Source organism: Streptomyces sp. NPDC046900 (genome assembly GCF_040644975.1).
In the GTDB taxonomy this organism is placed as follows: domain Bacteria; phylum Actinomycetota; class Actinomycetes; order Streptomycetales; family Streptomycetaceae; genus Streptomyces.
In genome coordinates this window covers 17,252-36,728 of the sequence record NZ_JBEYXD010000026.1, presented here as the reverse complement: position 1 = coordinate 36,728, position 19,477 = coordinate 17,252, and the positions used below count along the sequence as shown (strand labels likewise).

The following is a 19,477-nucleotide window of genomic DNA, read 5'->3' as shown; positions in this document are numbered from 1 at the left end:
CCACCCCGCACCGGCAGGATGAGACGCGTGCCACCGGGGCGCCTGCCCGGTGGTCGGTTCGGCGCAGGAAGGTCACCCGTCGGCGGTGCCCGCGTTGCCGCCCGGCGTGGCGTCTGGCGTGCGGCGCGGCTTGGACCACGGCCACCGGAGCCGGCCGCCGCGGTCGCCCTCGGGGTCGTACTCGTACTTCCAGCCCGGGTGGAGGCCGAGCTTCCGCGGCGGGCCCGCCTGGACACGCCGGTAGACGAGGACGGTCGGCGGGCCGCCGGCCGCGTCCGGTACCGGGACGCGGTAGGTCTTCGGCGGGTGGCCGGTCGGGCCGAGCAGGATCGGAAGGACGCGGCCGTCCAGGGGGCCGCCCACGAACGGGGTGTCTTGGCTCTTCACGGCACCAGTGTCCTCCGCGCCGGGACGGCGCCTTCGGCACGGTCCTTCGCGCGGCCCCGTGTCACAGCAGATGAGACGCGTCGCCGACCACCGACAGAACGCTCCGGACCAGTCTGCCGACCAGTCCCTCGGTGCTCTCCAGTGCCAGCGCGGCGCGCACCACGGCGGCGGTCTGCGGGTCGCGTCCCGCGCCGGCCACCAGACACGCCACGAACTGCTCCACGAGCCAGTCCCGCAGTTCCTCGACCGGCGGCTGCTTGTCCTCGTCGAGCCAGATGAGGGAGGCGGCCTCCACAGCGGTGATCCACGTCCGTACGGTCATCCGCAGCCGGGTCCCGGGTTCCTCGACGCCGAGGTGGCTGAGGATGTGCTCCGCGGCGGCCCTGCGTACCCCGTCCACGATGGCCGTGGTGCGGGACGTCTCGACCACGCTGCCGCCCTGGAGCAGCGCGCTGAACCCGGCGTCGTGCTGGTCGACGAAGGCCAGATAGCGGTCGAGGGCACGGTTCAGGCGCCGCGTGAGCGGCCCCTCCGGGGGCTCGGCGAAGCACTGCTCGAGCTCCTCGGCGGCCGAGCGCAGGGCGGCCTCGTACAGCTGCTGCTTGCCGCCGGGGAAGTACCGGTAGACGAGGGGCCGCGAGACCCCGGCGGCCTCCGCCACGTCGTCCAGCGAGACATCCTCCGGTGCGCGGTGCGCGAACAGGGACAGCGCGGCGTCGAGCAGCTGGCTGCGCCGCTCCTCGACGCTGAGCCGACGGTACGCGCGGAGTGGGGCCTCGGAGGTCATATTCCGCAGCGTAACCGTGTAGCCGTACGAGACGGTGGCGCAAGCGCGCCGAAGGGCTCTCAGGCCAGCAGCCCCGACGACTTCCACATCCGCCGCCCGGTGCCCTGGAGCACCCCGATGTCGTCGAGGAACGTCGTCAGCTTCTTCGCGCCCGTCTGCATGACCTCGCGGCGGTGGCCGCTCGCCCTCACCTGGGCCACGGCCTCCCGTTTGTCGAGGCCGACGTTCGTGTAGACCTCGGGGTTGACGAAGGCGACCGAGAAGACCCTCGCGAACTCACCGGAGGTGATCCGGGTGAACTCCTTCGACCACCGCGGAGCCGTCAGCATCTGGCGGCGCAGTTCCTCGCGCGCGTACCGGACGTGCCGGGCCTCCTCGACCACGTGGATACGGGTGACACCGCGGATCAGCGGCTGCACGCGCTCGTCGGGAAACGTCAGCCGCTGCATCCAGTCGAGGACCTCCTCGCCGAGCAGCGTGGCCGTGAAGGAACCGGGCGTCGTCGAGATCGTCTTGAAGACGCGGCCCAGATTGCGGTGCGCCCGGCTCACGGGGTACCAGGGGGTCCCGCCGTGCGCGATCAGCCGGGCGAACATCTTGGAGTGCCGGCACTCGTCCTCGATCTCGGTGAGTGCGTAGCGGACGTGCGCGCTCGTCGCCGGCTTGTCGTAGATGTGCCGTACCAGCAGCTGCATCAGAATGATCTCGAACCAGATGCCGAGCGAGGCGAGTGCCGCCGCCTCGTGCTGGGAGAGCAGGATCCGCTGCTCCTCGCTCATCTTCTTCCACAGCGGCGTGTCGTACAGGGACACCAGCTCCGGAGGCCAGAACCACTTCCCGTCCTCGAAGGGCGCGTCCCAGTCCAGTTCACGGTCCGGGTCGAAGGAGTGCTTGGCGGAGGAGTCGAGCAGCCGCTCGGCCACCTGCTCCCGGTCCTTGAGCAGGCCGAGCGCGTCGCGCAGCACTTCGGCTTCGGTCACGGTCGTCATCGCTGTCCCCACCACTCGTCGCACGGGCCGCCGTTACCGGCGGTCACGTCTTATGAGACTGCCTGTCAGCAAGCGCGTCAATCCCTTGTGCGCCACTTGTTGACGCCGCGTCTACCGCGTGTGAGCGTGGGCTGTATGCCGACGCATGAGCTGTACGCCATGGATCCTGGAGACTCCCTCTGGCAGGTGCCCGCCGGCGGTGCCGCGCGGTTCAGCTGGGAGTACGACGACGGACGTGACCGCTTGCTCGCCCTGTACCAGAAGGGCAAGGACAAGCAGTGGGACGGGCAGAAGCGGATCGACTGGGACCTCGAGGTCGATCCGTACGATCCACTCGGCGCGCCGGACGAGGCGCTGAATCTGTACGGGACGCCCTACTGGGCGAAGATGACGGCCAAGGACAAGGGTGAGCTGCGCAAGCACTACGCCTCCTGGCAGTTCAGCCAGTTCCTGCACGGCGAGCAGGGCGCGATGGTGTGCGCGGCGCGGATCGTGGAGTCCGTGCCCGACCTGGACGCCAAGTTCTACTCGGCGACCCAGACGATGGACGAGGCGCGCCACGCGGAGATCTACGCCCGCTTCCTGCACGAGAAGGTCGGGATGGTCTACCCGATCAACGACAACCTCCAGTCGCTGCTCGGCGACACGCTCCGGGACAGCCGCTGGGACATGCCGTACCTGGGCATGCAGGTGCTCATCGAGGGCCTGGCGCTGGCGGCCTTCGGCATGATCCGCGACACCACCGACAAGCCGCTGCCCAAGCAGATCCTGGCGTACATCATGCAGGACGAGGCCCGGCACGTGGCGTTCGGCCGCATGGCCTTGCGCGACTACTACAAGCAGCTCACGGACGCGGAACTGCGCGAACGCGAGGAGTTCGTCATCGAGGGCTGCTATCTGATGCGCGACCGGCTGCGCGGGGTGGAGGTGCTGGAGAACTTCGGAATCCCGAAGGCGGAGGCGGAGGAATACAGCGAGAACTCCGAATTCCTGCGTCTGTTCCGCCAGTTGCTCTTCAGCCGTATCGTCCCCTGCGTCAAGGACATCGGCCTGTGGGGCAAGCGCCTCCAGCAGGCCTACGTCGACATGGGCGTCTTCGAGATGGGCGATTCCAATCTGGACCTGCTGATGGCCCAGGACGAGGAGATCGCCGAGCAACTGGACGCGGAACGCTTCGCGGCGGAGGAGCAGGAGCGGGTCGCGGAGGTGGGGGAGGCCATCGAGGCGGGGGCGGAGGGCTGAGCCGGGTCAACGCCACGTGGACCGATCACTCGGTCGACGGGCGAATCGGCATATTCCTCTGGGTGCGCTGATCGTGCCAGGCAGACTCCGCTGCATGGAGCAATCATGACCGCCGCACGTCAGTACGGGCTGGACGACGGCTATCAGTGGCCGCGTCCGCCCGTAGGCGGCTGGACGGCGGACGACCTCGACGAGCTTCCCAACCTTCCTCCGCACACGGAACTGCTCGACGGGAGTCTCGTCCTCGCGAGTCCGCAGACGCGTTTCCACTCACTGGCCATGCGCTTGCTGGAGAACGTCTTGCTGGATCAGGTGCCCGACCGACTGGACGTCATCCCGGAAATAACCGTCAAGCGCAACCGGCCGGAACCCGATGTCCTGGTGGTCCGTGCGGATGCCGATACAGGTCCGAAGCGGACCTGGTTCCGGCCGGAGGACGTCGTCGTCGCCGTGGAGGTCGTCTCGGAGGACTCGGAGGACCGGGACCGGGAGGTGAAGCTCCGGAAGTACGCGCAGGCGGGCATCCCGCACTACTGGCGCGTCGAGGAGAACCAGGGGCTTCCGGTGGTTTACGCCTACGAAATCGACCCCGCCACCCAGGCTTACGGCCTGACCGGAATCTTTCACGACAAGCTCGAGTTGACCGTCCCGTTCCCGGTCGACATCGACCTCACCGCCCTCGGCCGCCGTCGTTGGACCGAGCAGCCCAGCCCGGCCGGTATCTCGCCGGGCACCGGCTGCGACGATCCCGGTGGGAACGACGTCCGCAGGTTGAACGCATACGGCGTGGGGCCGTGGGCCCGCAGGTGGAGCAGGCGGTCTTCCGCCTCCACGACCGTGGGGCGGTGTCTCGCAGGGACCCACCACAGGACCGTGACCGCCTCCTGTACGCGCTCGAAGAACTCGCGGCGCCGTGCGAGCAGTTCGCGGTGCTGTCCCTGGTACATGAACGCCGTCAGCGCGTTCGCGTCCCGCCATGTCGTCATGTTGACGATCAGCTGGTCGTCGCCGAGGACCGGGACGTCCGTCGCGTTCCCGGAAGGGCTCTGCAGCCGCCAGACGAAACCGTCCGATGCGTCGGCCACCGCGTTCACGGGGTCCAGCGCGTCCACGAAGTCCTTCAACTGCGGTGAGTCCAGCGGAGCCTTGAGGCGTGCGATGTTGACCTGGGCGAGTTCGTAGCAGGCTTCGGGGCGCTCGGTGTCCGTCATGGACCGAACGTAGGTCGGTACGCGGCGGCGCACCAGCCCGCGTCTCGGCAGGCGGACCGGTCAATGCCCCTTGTTCTGCTCGGAGTTCAGCACCGCCAACATCACCGCCCGGGCGATCGGCGCGGCGTCCGAGCCCCCGCTGATCTCCCCCCGCGCACCCGCCGAGTCCTCCACCACCACGGCGACCGCCACCGCCGGCTCCATCGCGTCGTACGCCTGCGCCCAGGAGATGAACCAGGCGTACGGCCGCCCCGCGTTGCCGACGCCGTGCTGCGCCGTGCCCGTCTTGCCGCCCACGGTGGCGCCGGGGATCGCCGCGTTGCGGCCCGTGCCCTCCTCCACGGCGTCCGTCATCATCTCCCGCAACTGCGCCGCCGTCGCCGGGCTCATCGCCTGGTGCAGGGCGCGCGGTTTCGTGCTCGAGACCTGCTCTCCCGCCCTCGTCGTCGTCCTCTCCACCACGTACGGGGCGTTCACCGAGCCCCCGCCCGCCACCGCCGCCGCGACCATCGCCATCTGCAGGGGCGTCGCCCGTGTGTCGAACTGCCCGATCGAGGACAGCGCCAGCTGCGGTCCGTCCAGCTTCCGGTCGAAGGTGCTCGGTGCCACCGCGAACGGGATCCTCAGCTTCTGGTCGTTGAAACCGAACCGCTCCGCCGTGTCCGCCATGTTCCGCAGCCCGGCCTCCACACCCAGCTTCGCGAACACCGTGTTGCACGACCACTCGAGGGCATAGCGCAAGGACGCGTCCACGCAGCCCTCGGCCTCGTTCGTGAGCGTCGTCGTCGTACCGGGCAGCACATAGGGGTCCGGGGAGTCGGTCGGCGCGTCGAGGTCCCGCACCACCCCGGCGTCCAGCGCCGCCGCCGCCGTGACCACCTTGAACGTCGAACCGGGCGGATACGTCTGCCGGATCGCCCGGTTGAGCATCGGTGTGGCCGCGTCCCCGTTCAGCCGCTTCCAGGCCCGGACCGCGGACGTCCCCGACCCGGAGAGCTCTCCCGGGTCGTACGACGGGACCGAGACCAGCGCCAGGATCCGCCCGGTGGACGGCTCGATCGCGGCCACCGCACCGGTGCGCCCGGCCAGACTCTGGTACGCCGCACGCTGTGCCGTCCCGTTGAGGGTGGTGACGACGTTGCCGCCCGGGCTGCGGGTCCGGGTGACGTCGTTCCACAGGGGAATCGGGGCCAGCAGCGGATCGGTGCCCGAGAGCACCGCGTCCTGGGTGTTCTCCAGCAGCGTCGTCCCGTACACCTGCGAGGCGAAGCCGGTGACGGGCGCGTACAGCGGTCCGTCCGTGTAGGTGCGCTCGTAACGGAACATCCCGCCGCTGTCCCGCGAGCCGGTCACCGGGCGCCCGTCGACCACGATGTCGCCGCGCGGCTCGCCGTACCGGGCGATCGACTGCCGGCGGTTGGCGGGGTTGTCCGTGTAGCGGGAGGCCTCGAAGATCTGCACCCGGGTGGCGTTCACCAGCAGGGCGACCAGGAGCAGCACGCACAGTGCCGCGGCCCGGCGGATGGTGGGGCTGCTCCCTGGGCGGGCCAGGTCGACGTCCTGGGGGAGGCTCATCGCGTCCCCGTCCCGTCGTACTGACCGCGTGCCGAGTGGCTGATCCGGATGAGCAGCGCCACGATGATCCAGTTGGTGACGACCGACGAGCCGCCCTGGGCGAGGAACGGCATCGCCATACCGGTCAGCGGGATCAGGCCGGTCACCCCGCCCGCGATCACGAACACCTGGAGCGCGACGATCGACGCGAGGCCGATGGCGAGCAGACGCCCGAACGGATCCCGCAGCGCCAGGCCCGCCCGGTAGCCGCGCTCCACCAGCAGGGCGTAGAGCAGGAACAGCGCGGACAGGCCCGCGAGGCCCAGCTCCTCGCCCGCCGTGGCCAGGATGAAGTCCGACTTGGCGGCGAAGCCGATGAGGATCGAGTGGCCGCGCCCGAGGCCGGTGCCGAGCGCCCCCCCGGCGGCGAACGCGAAGAGGGACTGCGCGAGTTGGTTGGGACCGATCCCGGCCTCGATGGAGCCGAAGGGATGCAGCCAGTCCGTGACCCTGGCGTGGACGTGCGGTTCCAGCCGGCCGACAGCGAGCGCGCCGAGGGCGGCGAGCAGCACACCGACGGCGATCCAGCCGGTGCGGCCCGTGGCCACGTACAGCAGCACCACGAACAGCCCGAAGAACAGCAGCGAGGTGCCGAGGTCCCGCTCCAGGACCAGCACTCCGACACTCAGCAGCCAGATGGCCACCACCGGGCCGAGGACCCTTCCGGTGGGCAGCTGCAACCCCCACACCCGGCGGCCCGCGAAGGCCAGCGCATGGCGGTTGGCGGCCAGGTATCCGGCGAAGAAGATCGCGAGCAGGACCTTCGCGAACTCGCCCGGCTGGATGGAGAAGCCCGCGACCCTGAGCCAGAGCCGGGCGCCGTTCACCGCCGGGAAGAAGATCGGCAGGGTGAGCAGGACCAGGGCGGCGACCACGCAGACATAGCTGTAGCGTTGGAGCACCCGGTGGTGCGGCAGCAGCAGCACCACGACGATGAAGAGGGCCACGCCGAGCGTCGACCAGTACAGCTGGGTCGGGGCGGCCCGGTCGCCCGGGGTCTCCAGGTCGAGGCGGTAGATCAGCACCAGACCCACGCCGTTGAGCAGGACGGCGATGGGCAGCAGCAGCGGGTCGGCGTACGGGGCGCGCAGCCGCACCGCGCAGTGGGCGAGCAGCGCGAGCACGCCGAGACCGGCGCCGTAGTGGGTGGCGCCGGGCGGGACAGTGCCGTTCTTCGCGAGACCGACGGCGCAGTAGCCGTACATGGAGATCAGGACCGCGAGCAGGATCAGGCCGAACTCGGTGCCACGGCGCCGGGGCGGGCGCAGGGCGGGAGCGGGGGTGTCCGCCACCGTCCCCGTGCCGGGCAGTCCTGGCGTTCCGGGCTCGATCATGTGCGGAACGTAGCAAGCGGCGACCGTGATGTCCTGTTATATCGGCCCAATCAGCTCGTTCCGGTACATCTTTGTGTTTCCGGTCCGGGCAGCGTCAGCGTGGCCACCGCCCCGCCGTCCGGCGCGTCGGCGAACTCGAGTGTGGCGCCCAGCACCTCCGCCTGTCCCAGCGCGATCGTGAGCCCGAGGCCGTGCCCCTTGCTGCCGCGCTCGGTGCGGAAGCGCTGCGGTCCGTGCGCCAGGAGATAGTCGGGGTATCCGCTTCCGTGGTCCCGTACGGTGACCCGCGGGCCGTCGACGGTCAGCACCACCGGTGCCCGCCCGTGCCGGTGCGCGTTCGCCACCAGATTGCCGAGTACGCGTTCCAGCCGGCGCCGGTCGGTCTCCACACGGGCGTCGCGCACCACCCGTACCTCGGTCCTCGTGCCGGAGGCCCGCACCACCCGTTCGGCCAGCGGCGCGAGCCGCTCGGTGTCCAGTTCCAGACGCTCGCTCCCCGCCTCCAGGCGGGAGATCTCCAGCAGGTCCTCGGTGAGCGTGCGCAGCGCGGCCACCCGGTCGCGCACCAGCTCGGTCGGCCGTCCGGGCGGCAGCAGCTCCGCGGCCGCGTGCAGCCCGGTCAGCGGGGTGCGCAGCTCGTGCGCCACGTCCGCGGTGAACCGCTGCTCGCTCAGCAGCTTGCCCTGCAGCGTGGCCGCCATCGTGTCGAGGGCCCCGGCGACCGCGGCCACCTCGTCCTTGGGGCGCGTCGGGTCCTTCGCACGGGGGTCGTCCACGCGCGCGTCCAGATCGCCGGCGCTGATCCGCCGGGCCACCTGCGCCGTCGTCTGCAGCCGCCGGGTCACCCGGGTCACCGCGAACATCCCGACGAGCAGCGTGGCGCCGATCGCCAGGCCCGAGGACCACAGGATCGCCCGGTCGAGGGCGGCGATGATGCGGGCTCCCTGCGCGTAGTCGCGCCGCACCGCGATCACCCGGCCGCCGTCGGCCGGGCCCGCCGCCCACATCGTGGGCCGGGCGCCGCCGGTGCCGACCATCGTGCCGCGCCGCCCGCCCGCCGCCAGCTTCCGCAGCTGCTCAGGCAGTCCCGGCAGATCGAGGCCCGCACTCTGCGGCAGCCGGTCGCCCGCCTCGTACGCCCGTGCCGCATCGGTGAGCCGGGCCAGCGCCCGGCCCCGGGCCTCGCCGACGGTCCGGTCGGTGACCTGGGCGTGGACCAGGACACCGAGCAGCGCGGCGAGCCCACAGCACATCACGGCGATGAAGGCAGCCGCCCTCCAGGTGAGGGTGGCCGTCCAGCGGGTCAGCCGCCCCACGGGCCGTCTCACGGAGATCATCGGGCGCTCTTCGGTGGGCCGGCCGCAATGGGCCGCCGCGGTGGTGCGGTGCCCACTCGCAGGATCTCGTCCCTGGTCGCCAGCATGGCGCGCTGCGCCGGGTCCCAGGCCCACACCGTGCGGAACGCGTATCCCGGCAAGGTCGACGGCGAACGGATGATCACGTCTCGGCCCGCCAGCTCCACACTGATCACACTGTCCGAGGTGCCCATGACCTGCACCAGCCGGTGGTTCTCCACGGTGTCCACACGCACCGCCAGCTGCTCACCCGGAAAGCGGATGCCGAGCACCAAGTCGTCCCTTCCGTCCCCGGTGAGATCGCGGTAGTAGGCCCGGAGCAGCGGACACCGTCCCTGTCCGTCCTTGGTGCCGCACTCCTGGAGCCGCTCGCGCGTCGTGGCGTACACCGCGTGCGGTCCCGCGTACGCCTCCGGGTGCGCGGCCACCTCGGCGCGGACGACGGCCAGCGGGTCGACCCGGTGGACGTCGTCACCCGGAACGGTGACGCCTTTGACGGGCTGGGTGTGTGCGACGCCGTAGTCGAGGGCCGGCGCGGAGGCGGGCGGCAGCCGGGGCCACAGCCGCTCCGGGCCCACGGCGGTGGCGGTGGGGCCCGCCCCGCGCAGGGCACCGGAGTCGCCGCACCCCGCCAGGAGCAGAGCACCGGCGGCGAGACACAGGACTGCGCACACACGACGGCTGGAGAACACGGAGTACGTCCTTTTGGTCGCCTGATGGCCGATTGCTCACTCTATGGCCGGGTGGCGACTTCACTCCGCGAGTTCCTCCAGGAGACGGGCCGTGTCCAGACCGGCCCGCAGGTACTCCACGAACAGCTCGTTGTGCAGCGCCCAGGGTCCTCGGCGGGCGCGGATCATCCCGATCGCCTCGTCGGCGCTGTGACCAGCGCGGACCAGCGCCTGCGCGACGACCAGGCCCGAGCGGTTGTACCCGTGGTAGCAGCGGACGAGGACCCGCCGGCCGTCCTCCAGCGCATCGTCGGCCGTCTGTGCGAGTCGTATCACTCCCGCGATCTGGGTCCCGTCGAGCGGACCGTCCGGAATCGGCCACACATGGTGCTCGACCCCCTCGTCCGGCCCGTGCCCGGGCAGCCGCAACAAGGTCAGCACCAGATCGAATTCATCGCGTACGACCGCGAATTCCAGCTGCCCGGACCGTCCCGCGTACTCGTGGCCGCCCATCCACAGGCCGGGCACGATCTCGCTCCACGGGCTGTCCGGAGCGGGAACATCGGGTTGCTTCCTGCGGGTCCGCAACAGTGCCTCCCACCGACTCCCCAACTGCTCACAAAGGTAGCCGGGTTCTTGCCCCTGGAGCACCCCGCCTGTTCCCATGGTCGAGGGGTGATGGTGCATGAGTGGACTGCGCGTCGTACCGACCTGGCGCCACGGACAGGAACGTATGTACGTGTGCGGCGCCGACGGGCGGAACGTCGCCTGGTACGACCGGGACGCGGGCCGTGTGAACCTGCTCAGCGAGGATCTGCGACAGGACGTGCTCGACGCGCTGGGCCCGTTCCTGACCGGACCTGTGACGGTGGGACCACCCCCTGTCCCCACCCCCGCGGAGCTGGCAAGGCTCACCCTCCACCCGGACGACGACCTCGCACCCAACCGTCCGGGCGAGGCCCTGCTGGTCGCCCTGGACCGCGACCCGGGGCCCGCGCACCGGCTGCGCCCCGACCCGAGGCGCCGGGCCCTCGCCGCGGAGCAGACGGTCGGCGAGACCCTCGACGCGCTGGAGGGCGCGGGCTGGCACACCCTGCACTCGGTGCCGCTGCCGGGCGGGGACCGCATCCACCACCTGGCGATCGGGCCCGGCGGCCTCTTCGCGGTGCGCGCGCTGCACGCCCGCAGACAGCGCGTCCACGTCGCCGATCCGCTGGTGACGGTCGGCCGCCACGAGCCGCTGCCGCTGCTGCGGCGGGTGCGTGCCGACGCGGATCGTGCGTCCTACGCGCTGACCGCCGAGGTCCATCCGGTCCTGGTCCTGGTGGAGCCCGCCCGCCTGGAGGTCGCCGAGCTGCTGCGCGAGGTCCGCGTCCTGAACGTCACGGACCTCACCGGCCTCGCCCGTCTGGGCGGCATGCTGAAGCCCGCGGACGTCGAGGCCCTGCACGCGATGGCCCGGGACCGGCGCATCTGGTCGAGGGTGTGACGGATCAGGGCACCGGCGCGGCACGGGCGGGGTCGAGGAGCGGGGCCAGGAGGTCGCCGTACGCCTGGAGGCGCGGGGCGAGGTCCTGCGCGCGGTAGACGAGGCTGCCGGGGGACCCGCAGTCCGCCACCTCCTCCCATGTCACCGGGGCCGACACGGTGGGTTCCGCACGGGCGCGCAGCGTGTAGGGCGCCGCCGTCGTCTTGCGCGCCGCGTTCTGGCTCCAGTCCACGAAGACCTTCCCCGGCCGCAGGCTGCGGGTCATCCGGTGGACGACCAGCCGGGACATCGCCTTCTCCGCCTCCACGGCGAGCCGCTTGGCGTACTCCGTCGTCTGCCGCGACGGCGTCGGCTCCATCGCCGCCAGCAGGTGCAGTCCCTTCGAACCCGAGGTCTTCGCGTACGCCTCGATCCCGTCCGCCGCGAGCCGCTCGCGCAGCCACAGGGCGACCTCGCAGCACTCGACGACGGTGGCGGGTGCCCCCGGGTCGAGGTCGAAGACCAGCCGGTCCGCCTCGTCGGGCGCCTGGACACGCCACTGCGGGGTGTGGAGTTCGGCGACGAGGTTGGCCGCCCACATCAGGCTGGGCAGGTCCTGGATCACCACCATGCGGGCCGGGCCCTCCGAGCGCGGCACCTCGGCCCTGGTGACCCAGTCGGGCGTACCCGGCGGCACGTTCTTGGTGAAGAACACCTGGCCTTCCGGCCCGTCCGGATAGCGCAGGAAGGAGACCGCACGATCGTGGAGGTGGGGCAGCAGCGCGTCCGCGGTGGTCGCGTAGTAGTGCAGCAGTTCGCCCTTGGTGAAGCCGGTCGCCGGATGGACCACCTTCTCCAGATTGCTCACGGCCAGCCGTCGCCCCTCCACCTCCGCGATCGGCGTCATACGATGAGAATCCCATGAAATCGGCTGATATCCATGGAGAAGGGGTGCGGTACGTGCGATCCATCTGGAACGGCACCATCTCGTTCGGCCTGGTCAGCATCCCCGTCAAGCTGATGAACGCCACCGAGAACCGTTCGATCTCCTTCCGCCAGATCCATCTGGCGGACGACGGCCGGATCCGCTACCGCAAGTTCTGCGAGCTGGAGGACCGCGAGGTCCCGTCGTCGGAGATCGCCAAGGGGTACGAGGACGCGGACGGCACGGTCATCCCGATCACGGACGAGGACCTGGCGAAGCTCCCCCTCCTGACCGCCAGGACGATCGAGATCATGGCCTTCGTACCGGAGGACCGGATCGATCCGCTCCAACTGGGCACGGCGTACTACCTCTCCGCGAACGGCGCTCCGGCCACCAAGCCGTATGCGCTGCTGCGGGAGGCGCTGCGGCGCAGCGGGAAGGTGGCCGTCGCCAAGTACGCGCTGCGGGGACGGGAACGCCTGGGCATGGTGCGCGCGGTCGACGACGTGCTCGGCATGCACGGGCTGCTGTGGCCGGACGAGATCCGGGCGCCGGAAGAGGTGGCTCCGGACAGCGGCGTCACTGTCCGGGGCACGGAGCTGGACCTGGCGGACGCGTTGATGGACACGCTGGGCGAGGTCGACGTGGACGAACTGCACGACCAGTACCGCGCGGCGCTCGAGGAGCTGATCACCGCGAAGGCGGAGGGCAAGGAGCTCCCGTCGGCGCCCGAACCGGAGGGCGGCAAGGTACTGGACCTGATGGCGGCCCTGGAGAAGAGCGTGCACGCGGCGCGGCGGTCACGGGGCGCGGGGGCGGGCGAGGGGGCGGGGGAGGCCGAGGAAGCCGAGGTCAGACGCCTGCCGACCCGGAAGGCGGCGCGTACGGCGCCGAAGGAGGTCGGCGGCAAGAGGTCGACGGCGACGACGAAGAAGGCCGCGGCGGGGAAGACGGAGCAGAAGAAGAGCACGACCGGGAGGACCACGGCGAAGTCGGCGTCCGCGCGGAAGAAGACGGCTCCGGCGAAGGCGACGGCAGCGTCGAAGGCCACGGCGTCGAAGGAGACGACGTCCGCCAAGTCGACGGCGAAGAAGACCGCGGAGAAGAAGACGGCGGCGAAGAAGACCGCGGAGAAGAAGACGGCGGCGAAGAAGGCGCCTGCGAAGAAGACAGCGGCACGCAAGCGCACCGCCTGATGCGCTGCCTGCATCTGCGCGCGCCGGCGGTGACCGCCCGTGGCCCGGAGTCGCACGGCCGCCCGGCGCCCGTGTGCGACGGGCGCGGACGGTCGTGCGGCTCCGGTGGCGATGCCGGGGCGCGACCGGGGCTGTAGCCCTCAGCCGCTGTTACGGGGTGCCGTCACCGAACGGTGAAGGTGACCGTGGCCGTGCTGGTCCCGGCGGGCAGCTTGGTGGTGTCGACGGCCAGGTACTCGCCGTCGTCCTGCTGTCCGTCAGGGAGGATCTTGGAGTGCAGGGTGTACGGCGCGGCGGTGTTGGAGACGCCGTCGACGCCGAAGTCGCTGTCGTTGCTGATGACGAGCGTGCGGCCGCCGTCGGTGGTGGCGACGCCCTCGACCTTGTCGTGACCGAAGAAGCCGCCGGTCGGGTCGAGCTGGGTGACCAGGGCCCCCAGGTCCAGGTACGAGCTCTTGGCGACCGGAGTGACACCGGCCGCCTTCAGCGCGGCCTGGGCCGTGGCGGTGTTGCCGTCGCCGACGTACGCGTCGATGGTCTGGTGGTTCGGGCCGACGAGCAGCCCGCCCTTGGCCGCGTCGTACGTGGCGCCCGGCACCTTGGCGGAGGGACCGACGTCGGTCGCACCGCTGATGTCAATCTTGAAGAGCTTCTTGAACGCGCCGGGCTCCATGTTGCCGTCCCGCTCGTCCACGGCGAAGGTGGTGTTGCTGAGCGCGGTGATCTCACTGACCGCGCCGCTGTTCACCTTCGGGTCGTCGAGCAGGTAGACGTACTCGTGCGTCGCGTGGGTGCGCAGGTTGTACGTCACGATGCGCAGCGCGGTGACGTTCTTGGTCTTGACGCCGGCCGGCAGGTCGGGCTGCTGGAGCGCGGACTGCATCATGCCGACGAGCGTGCTGCCGTCGGGCGTGATGGTCAGTCCCTCCATGCCCTTGTTCGGCACCCGGGCCGCCAGTTCGGCGGGGAGCGAGCCGTCGAAGGGGGAGAGGCGCTCGATCGCCCGGCCGTCGCGGGAGAAGTGCGTGATGAACGGCCCGTACTCGTCGGACACCCAGAAGGTGCCGTCCCGCATGACGACCAGGCCCTCGGGGTCGTAGCCGTACGGCGAGGCGGGCAGCGCGTTGCCGGCCAGGTCGATCAGCGACTCACCGGTGTTCGCCTGGGTGTTCACATGCCCGTTGTACGGGGTGCCGTCGGCGGCACGCAGCGGGATCGTCTTGAGGACCTCGGCCTTGGTGCCGACGAGACGGATCTTGGCGAGCGTCGGGACGAAGTCCGGGAGCGGGAGCGCCTTGCGGCCGTCGGGGGTGTCCACGTTCGGGCCGCGGTCGGTGATCCCGTAGAACTCGTTCTTCGAGCCGGGCACCTGGTAGAGCGACGAGCCGTAGGCGCCGCCCGAGATCTTCACCCCGCCGACGGTGGCGAGCGCCGGCAGGTGGGTCCGGTACAGCCGGACGGCGTCGCTGACCGTGTAGTCGAAGCTGTCGGTGCCCGTGAATCCGGGGTCCGGGGTGTAGCTGAACGAACCGCCCTGATCGACCGTCAGGGTGCCGTGAGCGGTCCTGGTGTGCGAGACGAGGGTCGCCGGCTTGCCGTTGTCGTTGGCCAGAAAGCCGCGCCCGTGCACGGTCAACGTCCGGCCCGCGTGGGCCGTGTAACGGTCGGAGCGTGCCTTGAGCACCGGACCCCGGCCGCCGTGAGCCGTCTGTGCGGCGCTCGCCAGGCTGCTGCCGGCCAGCGACAGCACCAGAGCGGTCGCCGCGGCGGTCGCCATCCTCAGACGAGACATCTGTTCCTCCTAGTCCGTGCCTCTCCTTGCGGGATGCACGAATGGCGAGCTTCGTAAGGGCACATGTCCGGCGCAACAAGGAAGACTTGCGGGGAGACAGTGATCGAGTGACGGGAAGGCGTCCGGCCACAGCCGTTCTCGGTTGTGGCCGGACGCCGTCCGCTGTGGTCCTTTTCCGTGCCGCCGACGAGCGCAGGGACGATCCCGTGCTGCGGCGTCAGGATCGTGGCGACCGCCTTCACGCCGCCCCGGTGCCCCGCGGATGGCCCGGATTCGGCCGTCGATACCGATCTGGGTGGATGCACGAAGCCGCAGCGGGTACACGGCGAAAAGCCTTTCGATGCTCGGACCCTGCTCGCAGCGACAGTAACGGAGACCAGATGAGGGCCTGCCGATCACCTGTGCCGTCTCCACTTCGCGTGTCCGCCGATGTCGTGGGCGGCCGGTACCGGTTGGACGCGAAAATCGGTACCGGAGGCGTCGCCGACGTCTATGAGGGGATGGATCTCCGCCTCATGCGGCCGGTGGCCGTCAAGGTCTTCCGGTCCGGCGCCGACCAGGAGATGGAGGAGCGCTGCGCCGACGAGGCCGTCCTGCTGGCACGCATGCAGCACCCGGGGCTGGTCACCGTCTACGACGCGGGACGGCACAAGGACCTCGGCTATCTGGTCATGGAACTGGTCAAGGGCCCCACCTTGAGCCGGCGTATATCGAGCGGGCTCCTGACACCCGGACACGTCGCCGAACTGGGCGCCGCCCTCGCGGGCGCACTCGCGCATGTGCACGCCGCCGGCATCGTGCACCGTGACGTCAAACCGTCGAATGTGCTGCTGGATGACGCAGGAAACCCGCATCTGGCCGATTTCGGCATCTCCCGGATGATGAACGCCACACGGCACACGGCCTCCGGCGCGCTGATCGGCACCGCGGCGTATCTGGCCCCCGAGCAGGTCCTCGGCAAAGGCATCGGGCCCGCCGCCGACATCTACGCGCTCGGCCTGGTGCTGCTGGAATGCCTCAAGGGAGAACTGGAGTACGACGGCACCCCGTTGGAGGCCGCCATCGCCCGACTCCACCGACGGCCCGACATCCCCTGCTCGGTGCCCCCGGACCTGGCTCACCTCCTGAGTGCCATGACGGCACTGGACCCGGAGGCACGTCCCACCGCCGGCGAGTGTGCCGAGGCGCTGTCCGCCCTCTCCCACGGCCCGGTCCCGGTGCCATCCGCGGAACACCTCTCCGACGCGGCCACCACCCAGGCCGCCGGGATCAGGAGCGGAGAAGGGGCCGGAGGGCCGGCCGCGCGGCAAGCGGCTCGAGGCGGCCGCCGTGTCCGGGCCGTACGGATCATCCAGGGGTCGTCACCAGAGCCCGTCACCCACCGACGACCGGGCCGAGTACGGGGCGGCTCCCGTCGCCTGGCGCAGGTCACCGGCACCGCGGTCCTCACGGCGGTCCTGGGGGCGACCCTGTCCGCCTCCGCCGACCGGGGTGACTACGGCGCCGACCGGGCCGCCTCGGGGGCACCCGGTTCCACACAGCATCCGTCCACCACGTTGGCCGAGAACACGCCGAAGCGGGGCGTCCCACCGGCGCAAGCGCCTTCCGGCTCTCCCGCGGAGACCCACGGCCCTGCGACCGTCACGGACCCGTCCCGTGACGCCTGGCACTCCCCGAGCTCCCTGGACGGCAGCACCGTCACCCGGACTTGGGCACTCCATGAGTCCGACTGGCAGGAAGAGGCCCGTCACGGCGCCCAGCAGACCCAAGACCCCGCCACCCGGCGGGCCGAGCGCCCTACGCAGCCGAAGGACGGCCCCGGGCACAAACACCACCCGGGGAAAGAGGAGGCGAGCTGAGGTCCTCGGGGGAGTGGATGGGAGCGCAGCTCACCCCGAACGGCGAACGGCGATAAGCGCAGGGCCAGAGGCGTAGGGCGGTCGGCGAAGTGCGGCCGCGGGCGTAGGGCTACTTGTGTTTCCCGTTGCCCTTGCCGCCGCCGGTCTGCCCGTTCCCGGTCGCGCTGTTCGCGCCCCCGGAGCCGTTGCCGGAGGCGCCCGTGTTCCCCGTGCCCTTGCCGGGGTTCGGGGTATGTCCGGCTGACTTGCCCGTGCTGCCCGACCCGGTCGTGGCCTCCGCGAGTTCCCGTGCGCAGTACGCGGCGACGTTGTCCTTCCCGCCCGCAGCCGCGATCAGCCGCTGCCAGGCCGTGGCGTCGAGCGCCTTGCCGCGGTCCTTGACGTGCTCGTAGGCGCGGCAATGGGCCGCGGTCTCCTTGCCGGTGACCGAGCCGTGCTGCGGTCCGAGGCCGCCGGGGGAGGCCGACGAGGCCGCACCGCCCGTCCGGTGCGGGGCGACCGCCGACGGGTGAGCGGTCCCTCGGCCGGCACCGTCCGCGGACGAACCGGCCGACCCGATCGCCGCGACCGCCACACCGCCCAGGGCAAGGCTCGCGAACACCACGCCGAAGGTCGTCTTCAGGGACCGCCCGGCATGCCGCTCCCCGGGCACCCGCCAGTCGTCCCGGCGCCGGGTACGTGCCCGGTGTGCGCCCGCGGCCTGGGCGGTCCGGAAGGCGGCCAGAGCCCGCTGCTCGGCGTCGGGGTCGAGATCGCCTTCGCGCATCGCGGCGGCGAGCACCGTCTCCAGCGCGGCGTCGTCCCACGCGTCCCATGATCCGGACACGGCGTCACCAGGGTGCGTACGTCGGCGGCCCGGAGGTCCGTCGCCGCTCAGCCGTTCACCCATGTCGCGCTTCCGTTCCCTGTCCGGTGTATCCGATTCATCCGGTACTGCCGGGTTCTGATAGTCGTCCGCCGGCTCACTGCCGCCGCCGTCGTTCATTCCGACTCCCCCAGCGTCCGGGAAGTCTCATCCGTCACACCCTCTCCCGCCTCGCTGCCGACGCCCAACTGGCGGGCGAGGCGTTTCAGGCCCCGGTGGGCGGCCGTGCGCACCGCTCCCGGGCGCTTGCCGAGGACGCGTGCGGCGGCGGTACCGTCCAGGCCGACCACGACCCGAAGGAGCACGGCCTCGGCCTGGTCCCGGGGGAGCCCGCGGAGCAGTTCCAGGGCCCGTTCGGTGGAGAGGGACTCCAGTGCCTGATCGTGGGTGCTGTGCGGGCCGGGCAGGTCCAGTACGTCCTGCTCGATCGCTCCCGGCCGGGGCCGCACGCGCTGGCGGCGCAGATGGTCCAGTGCCCGGTGCCGGGCGATCGTGGCCGTCCAGCCGCGGAAACCGGCCCCGTCCCCCTTGAACCGTCCGAGGTCACGGGCGATCTCCAGCCAGGCGTCGGACGCCACGTCCTCCGCCTCGTCGCCGACCAGTCCCCGCAGGTAGCCGAGCAGGCCCGGCTGCACGATCCGGTAGGCGACCGCGAAAGCGGCCTCGTCCCCGTCCTGGGCCCGCGCGACCGCCGCGCCCAATTCCCCGTCGTGCGGCTGCACGCGCCGGGGTTGTCGTCCCTGGCCCAAGACTGTCCTCGTTCGCACCGGTTCATAGCGAGTCCGTACCGTCCGACGCACTCCGGTCGCATCGGCGGCCCCCATGGTGACCAGCGCCAGTTCTCACAGAAGTGTCACAACGCCTCAGGGCATACCAGGTCGTCGCTGTGCCGCTGCGGCCCGCCGAACGGCGCCACTACGGGCCTCCGGTACGGCAGTTCGAGGAATCCGGCCCTCTCGGGGCGACGTGTCCGCGCGGGGTCCGGGGCGAGTGACCGTTCGCCGGCGCCCCGCGAGCCCGGTGCTCGTAGGGGGGGTGCGCGGCCGGCGCGGTCCCGGCAGTGATGTTTCGTGTCGGTCGTGCGCTGTGTGAGTGGTGCCGGGCTCGCGCCCGACCAGCCGGAGGCAGTCGTCCGGCGGGACGCCGGCACCGCAAGCGACCCGTCCCGGGTCCTGCTCCGTGCCGCCGTTGACTCCCCCCGAGGGCGGCACGGGGTGGGACGGGGTGGCCGGGACCCCGTCCACTGCACGAGGTTCCGGCCGCCCCCTGCACGGCGCACCGTCGGTGGACACCGGGCGGGACGTCGGCGGGGATCGGGGGATCGACGTCAGGCGAGGATCGCGGTCCTCATCAGGGCCGCCGGTCCTTGGGTTCGGGTGAGCCCGCGGTCGCGTCCCGGCACAGCAGCCGCAGCGAGCCGAGTCCGTCGAAGCAGCGGGTGGCCTCGGCTATGGGATCCCACAGCCGTCCGTCGGCGGTGCGGATCCAGTGGTCGTCGCCCGCCGCCCACCACTCGGCGTCCGCCTGGCGGATGATCACCTCACCCGCGTACGCCCCGAAGCCGCGCAGCACGCTCTCCACGGCGGCCAAAGGCGTCTCCTCCCGCCGGAGGTCGTCGATCATGCGGTCGACGCGCCACAGGCTCGGTGCCGAGTAGTCGAGATGCAGCCGCGCCCCCTCCCGCATCGTCGCCACCGTGTCCGCCGCCCACCGCACGGGCTTGGCGGCGGCATGAGGTCTGGTTTCCTGCTCTGTCGTCACACACGGAGAAGCGAGGTCAGC

At 71.3% G+C, this 19,477-nt stretch carries 18 protein-coding genes and 1 pseudogene; 5 read left to right on the top strand and 14 right to left on the bottom strand.

Translation table 11 applies throughout. The features are described from left to right. Positions 1-72 precede the first annotated feature (72 nt). The 3 genes from ABZ904_RS24470 to ABZ904_RS24460 form a co-directional block, all read right to left on the bottom strand. Positions 73-387: a hypothetical protein gene (locus ABZ904_RS24470; RefSeq protein WP_359401010.1), complete on the bottom strand. Its 315-nt coding sequence runs from the start codon at positions 385-387 to the stop codon at positions 73-75. 61 nt (positions 388-448) lie between these two features. Next, complete coding sequence (locus ABZ904_RS24465) at positions 449-1,174, bottom strand: TetR/AcrR family transcriptional regulator (protein WP_359401013.1); 726 nt, start codon at positions 1,172-1,174, stop codon at positions 449-451. 59 nt (positions 1,175-1,233) lie between these two features. After that, a complete protein-coding gene (locus ABZ904_RS24460) occupies positions 1,234-2,163 on the bottom strand; it encodes a diiron oxygenase (protein WP_360995523.1) in 930 nt (309 codons plus the stop codon). A gap of 135 nt (positions 2,164-2,298) precedes the next feature. Between ABZ904_RS24460 and ABZ904_RS24455 the strand changes: the two genes are divergently transcribed. After that, positions 2,299-3,405 carry a ferritin-like domain-containing protein gene (locus tag ABZ904_RS24455; protein ID WP_359401019.1) on the top strand — a complete coding sequence of 369 codons (1,107 nt, stop codon included), beginning with the start codon at positions 2,299-2,301 and terminating at the stop codon, positions 3,403-3,405. Positions 3,406-3,510: 105 nt separating this feature from the next. Then, positions 3,511-4,095 (top strand): annotated as a pseudogene (locus tag ABZ904_RS24450) (Uma2 family endonuclease); the annotation flags it as partial. On the opposite strand, the gene ABZ904_RS24445 reads toward ABZ904_RS24450, so the two are convergent. The 6 genes from ABZ904_RS24445 to ABZ904_RS24420 are packed head-to-tail and all read right to left on the bottom strand — an operon-like array spanning position 4,029 to position 10,178. After that, positions 4,029-4,616, bottom strand: coding sequence for a DUF3291 domain-containing protein (locus ABZ904_RS24445; protein WP_361825477.1), 588 nt, complete (start codon positions 4,614-4,616; stop codon positions 4,029-4,031). The pseudogene ABZ904_RS24450 and the gene ABZ904_RS24445 overlap by 67 nt on opposite strands. Before the next feature lie 60 nt (positions 4,617-4,676). Then, positions 4,677-6,191, bottom strand: a complete 1,515-nt coding sequence (locus ABZ904_RS24440) for a penicillin-binding transpeptidase domain-containing protein (protein ID WP_359401025.1) — start codon at positions 6,189-6,191, stop codon at positions 4,677-4,679. Continuing rightward, positions 6,188-7,564, bottom strand: a complete 1,377-nt coding sequence (locus ABZ904_RS24435; protein WP_359401028.1) for an FtsW/RodA/SpoVE family cell cycle protein — start codon at positions 7,562-7,564, stop codon at positions 6,188-6,190. The genes ABZ904_RS24440 and ABZ904_RS24435 overlap by 4 nt, the downstream gene beginning before the upstream one ends. A gap of 50 nt (positions 7,565-7,614) precedes the next feature. Further along, positions 7,615-8,901: an ATP-binding protein gene (locus ABZ904_RS24430; protein WP_361825475.1), complete on the bottom strand. Its 1,287-nt coding sequence runs from the start codon at positions 8,899-8,901 to the stop codon at positions 7,615-7,617. Next, the gene (locus tag ABZ904_RS24425; RefSeq protein WP_360995512.1) at positions 8,898-9,611 is read right to left on the bottom strand and encodes a hypothetical protein; all 714 of its coding nucleotides are present in this window, start codon (positions 9,609-9,611) and stop codon (positions 8,898-8,900) included. The genes ABZ904_RS24430 and ABZ904_RS24425 overlap by 4 nt, the downstream gene beginning before the upstream one ends. 60 nt (positions 9,612-9,671) lie before the next feature. Then, the gene (locus tag ABZ904_RS24420) at positions 9,672-10,178 is read right to left on the bottom strand and encodes a dual specificity protein phosphatase family protein (RefSeq protein WP_360995508.1); all 507 of its coding nucleotides are present in this window, start codon (positions 10,176-10,178) and stop codon (positions 9,672-9,674) included. A gap of 97 nt (positions 10,179-10,275) precedes the next feature. On the opposite strand from ABZ904_RS24420, the gene ABZ904_RS24415 reads away from it, so the two are divergent. Then, positions 10,276-11,079: a nuclease-related domain-containing protein gene (locus tag ABZ904_RS24415; RefSeq protein ID WP_361825472.1), complete on the top strand. Its 804-nt coding sequence runs from the start codon at positions 10,276-10,278 to the stop codon at positions 11,077-11,079. Between the two features lie 4 nt (positions 11,080-11,083). Here the strand turns inward: ABZ904_RS24415 and ligD are convergent, their stop codons facing one another. Next, positions 11,084-11,965, bottom strand: coding sequence for a non-homologous end-joining DNA ligase (gene ligD, locus ABZ904_RS24410; protein ID WP_361825471.1), 882 nt, complete (start codon positions 11,963-11,965; stop codon positions 11,084-11,086). Positions 11,966-12,009: 44 nt separating this feature from the next. Between ligD and ABZ904_RS24405 the strand changes: the two genes are divergently transcribed. Then, positions 12,010-13,179, top strand: coding sequence for a Ku protein (locus ABZ904_RS24405; protein ID WP_361825469.1), 1,170 nt, complete (start codon positions 12,010-12,012; stop codon positions 13,177-13,179). 163 nt (positions 13,180-13,342) lie between these two features. On the opposite strand, the gene ABZ904_RS24400 is transcribed toward ABZ904_RS24405, so the two are convergent. Further along, complete coding sequence (locus tag ABZ904_RS24400) at positions 13,343-14,971, bottom strand: esterase-like activity of phytase family protein (RefSeq protein ID WP_361825467.1); 1,629 nt, start codon at positions 14,969-14,971, stop codon at positions 13,343-13,345. A 419-nt stretch (positions 14,972-15,390) separates the two neighbouring features. On the opposite strand from ABZ904_RS24400, the gene ABZ904_RS24395 reads away from it, so the two are divergent. Further along, on the top strand, positions 15,391-16,830 hold the full coding sequence (locus ABZ904_RS24395) for a protein kinase (RefSeq protein ID WP_361825465.1): 1,440 nt from the start codon (positions 15,391-15,393) through the stop codon (positions 16,828-16,830). 109 nt (positions 16,831-16,939) lie between these two features. Here the strand turns inward: ABZ904_RS24395 and ABZ904_RS24390 are convergent, their stop codons facing one another. From ABZ904_RS24390 to ABZ904_RS24380, 3 genes are all read right to left on the bottom strand, one after another. Then, positions 16,940-17,719 carry a hypothetical protein gene (locus ABZ904_RS24390; RefSeq protein ID WP_359401055.1) on the bottom strand — a complete coding sequence of 260 codons (780 nt, stop codon included), beginning with the start codon at positions 17,717-17,719 and terminating at the stop codon, positions 16,940-16,942. Between the two features lie 92 nt (positions 17,720-17,811). Beyond that, positions 17,812-18,444 (bottom strand): RNA polymerase sigma factor, encoded by a 633-nt coding sequence (locus ABZ904_RS24385; RefSeq protein ID WP_361825463.1) that lies wholly within the window; start codon positions 18,442-18,444, stop codon positions 17,812-17,814. 601 nt (positions 18,445-19,045) lie between these two features. Next, positions 19,046-19,456, bottom strand: coding sequence for a hypothetical protein (locus ABZ904_RS24380; RefSeq protein ID WP_359401061.1), 411 nt, complete (start codon positions 19,454-19,456; stop codon positions 19,046-19,048). Between the last annotated feature and the right edge of the window lie 21 nt (positions 19,457-19,477).

Excerpts from the sequence above, each read along its gene's own strand:
- ABZ904_RS24400 (WP_361825467.1), bottom strand. The coding sequence starts at position 14,971 with ATGTCTCGTCTGAGGATGGCGACCGCCGCGGCGACCGCTCTGGTGCTG.
- ABZ904_RS24440 (WP_359401025.1), bottom strand. The coding sequence starts at position 6,191 with ATGAGCCTCCCCCAGGACGTCGACCTGGCCCGCCCAGGGAGCAGCCCC.
- ABZ904_RS24435 (WP_359401028.1), bottom strand. The coding sequence starts at position 7,564 with ATGATCGAGCCCGGAACGCCAGGACTGCCCGGCACGGGGACGGTGGCG.
- ligD (WP_361825471.1), bottom strand. The coding sequence starts at position 11,965 with ATGACGCCGATCGCGGAGGTGGAGGGGCGACGGCTGGCCGTGAGCAAT.
- ABZ904_RS24460 (WP_360995523.1), bottom strand. The coding sequence starts at position 2,163 with ATGACGACCGTGACCGAAGCCGAAGTGCTGCGCGACGCGCTCGGCCTG.
- ABZ904_RS24445 (WP_361825477.1), bottom strand. The coding sequence starts at position 4,616 with ATGACGGACACCGAGCGCCCCGAAGCCTGCTACGAACTCGCCCAGGTC.
- ABZ904_RS24455 (WP_359401019.1), top strand. The coding sequence starts at position 2,299 with ATGCCGACGCATGAGCTGTACGCCATGGATCCTGGAGACTCCCTCTGG.
- ABZ904_RS24390 (WP_359401055.1), bottom strand. The coding sequence starts at position 17,719 with ATGGGTGAACGGCTGAGCGGCGACGGACCTCCGGGCCGCCGACGTACG.
- ABZ904_RS24465 (WP_359401013.1), bottom strand. The coding sequence starts at position 1,174 with ATGACCTCCGAGGCCCCACTCCGCGCGTACCGTCGGCTCAGCGTCGAG.
- ABZ904_RS24415 (WP_361825472.1), top strand. The coding sequence starts at position 10,276 with ATGAGTGGACTGCGCGTCGTACCGACCTGGCGCCACGGACAGGAACGT.
- ABZ904_RS24430 (WP_361825475.1), bottom strand. The coding sequence starts at position 8,901 with ATGATCTCCGTGAGACGGCCCGTGGGGCGGCTGACCCGCTGGACGGCC.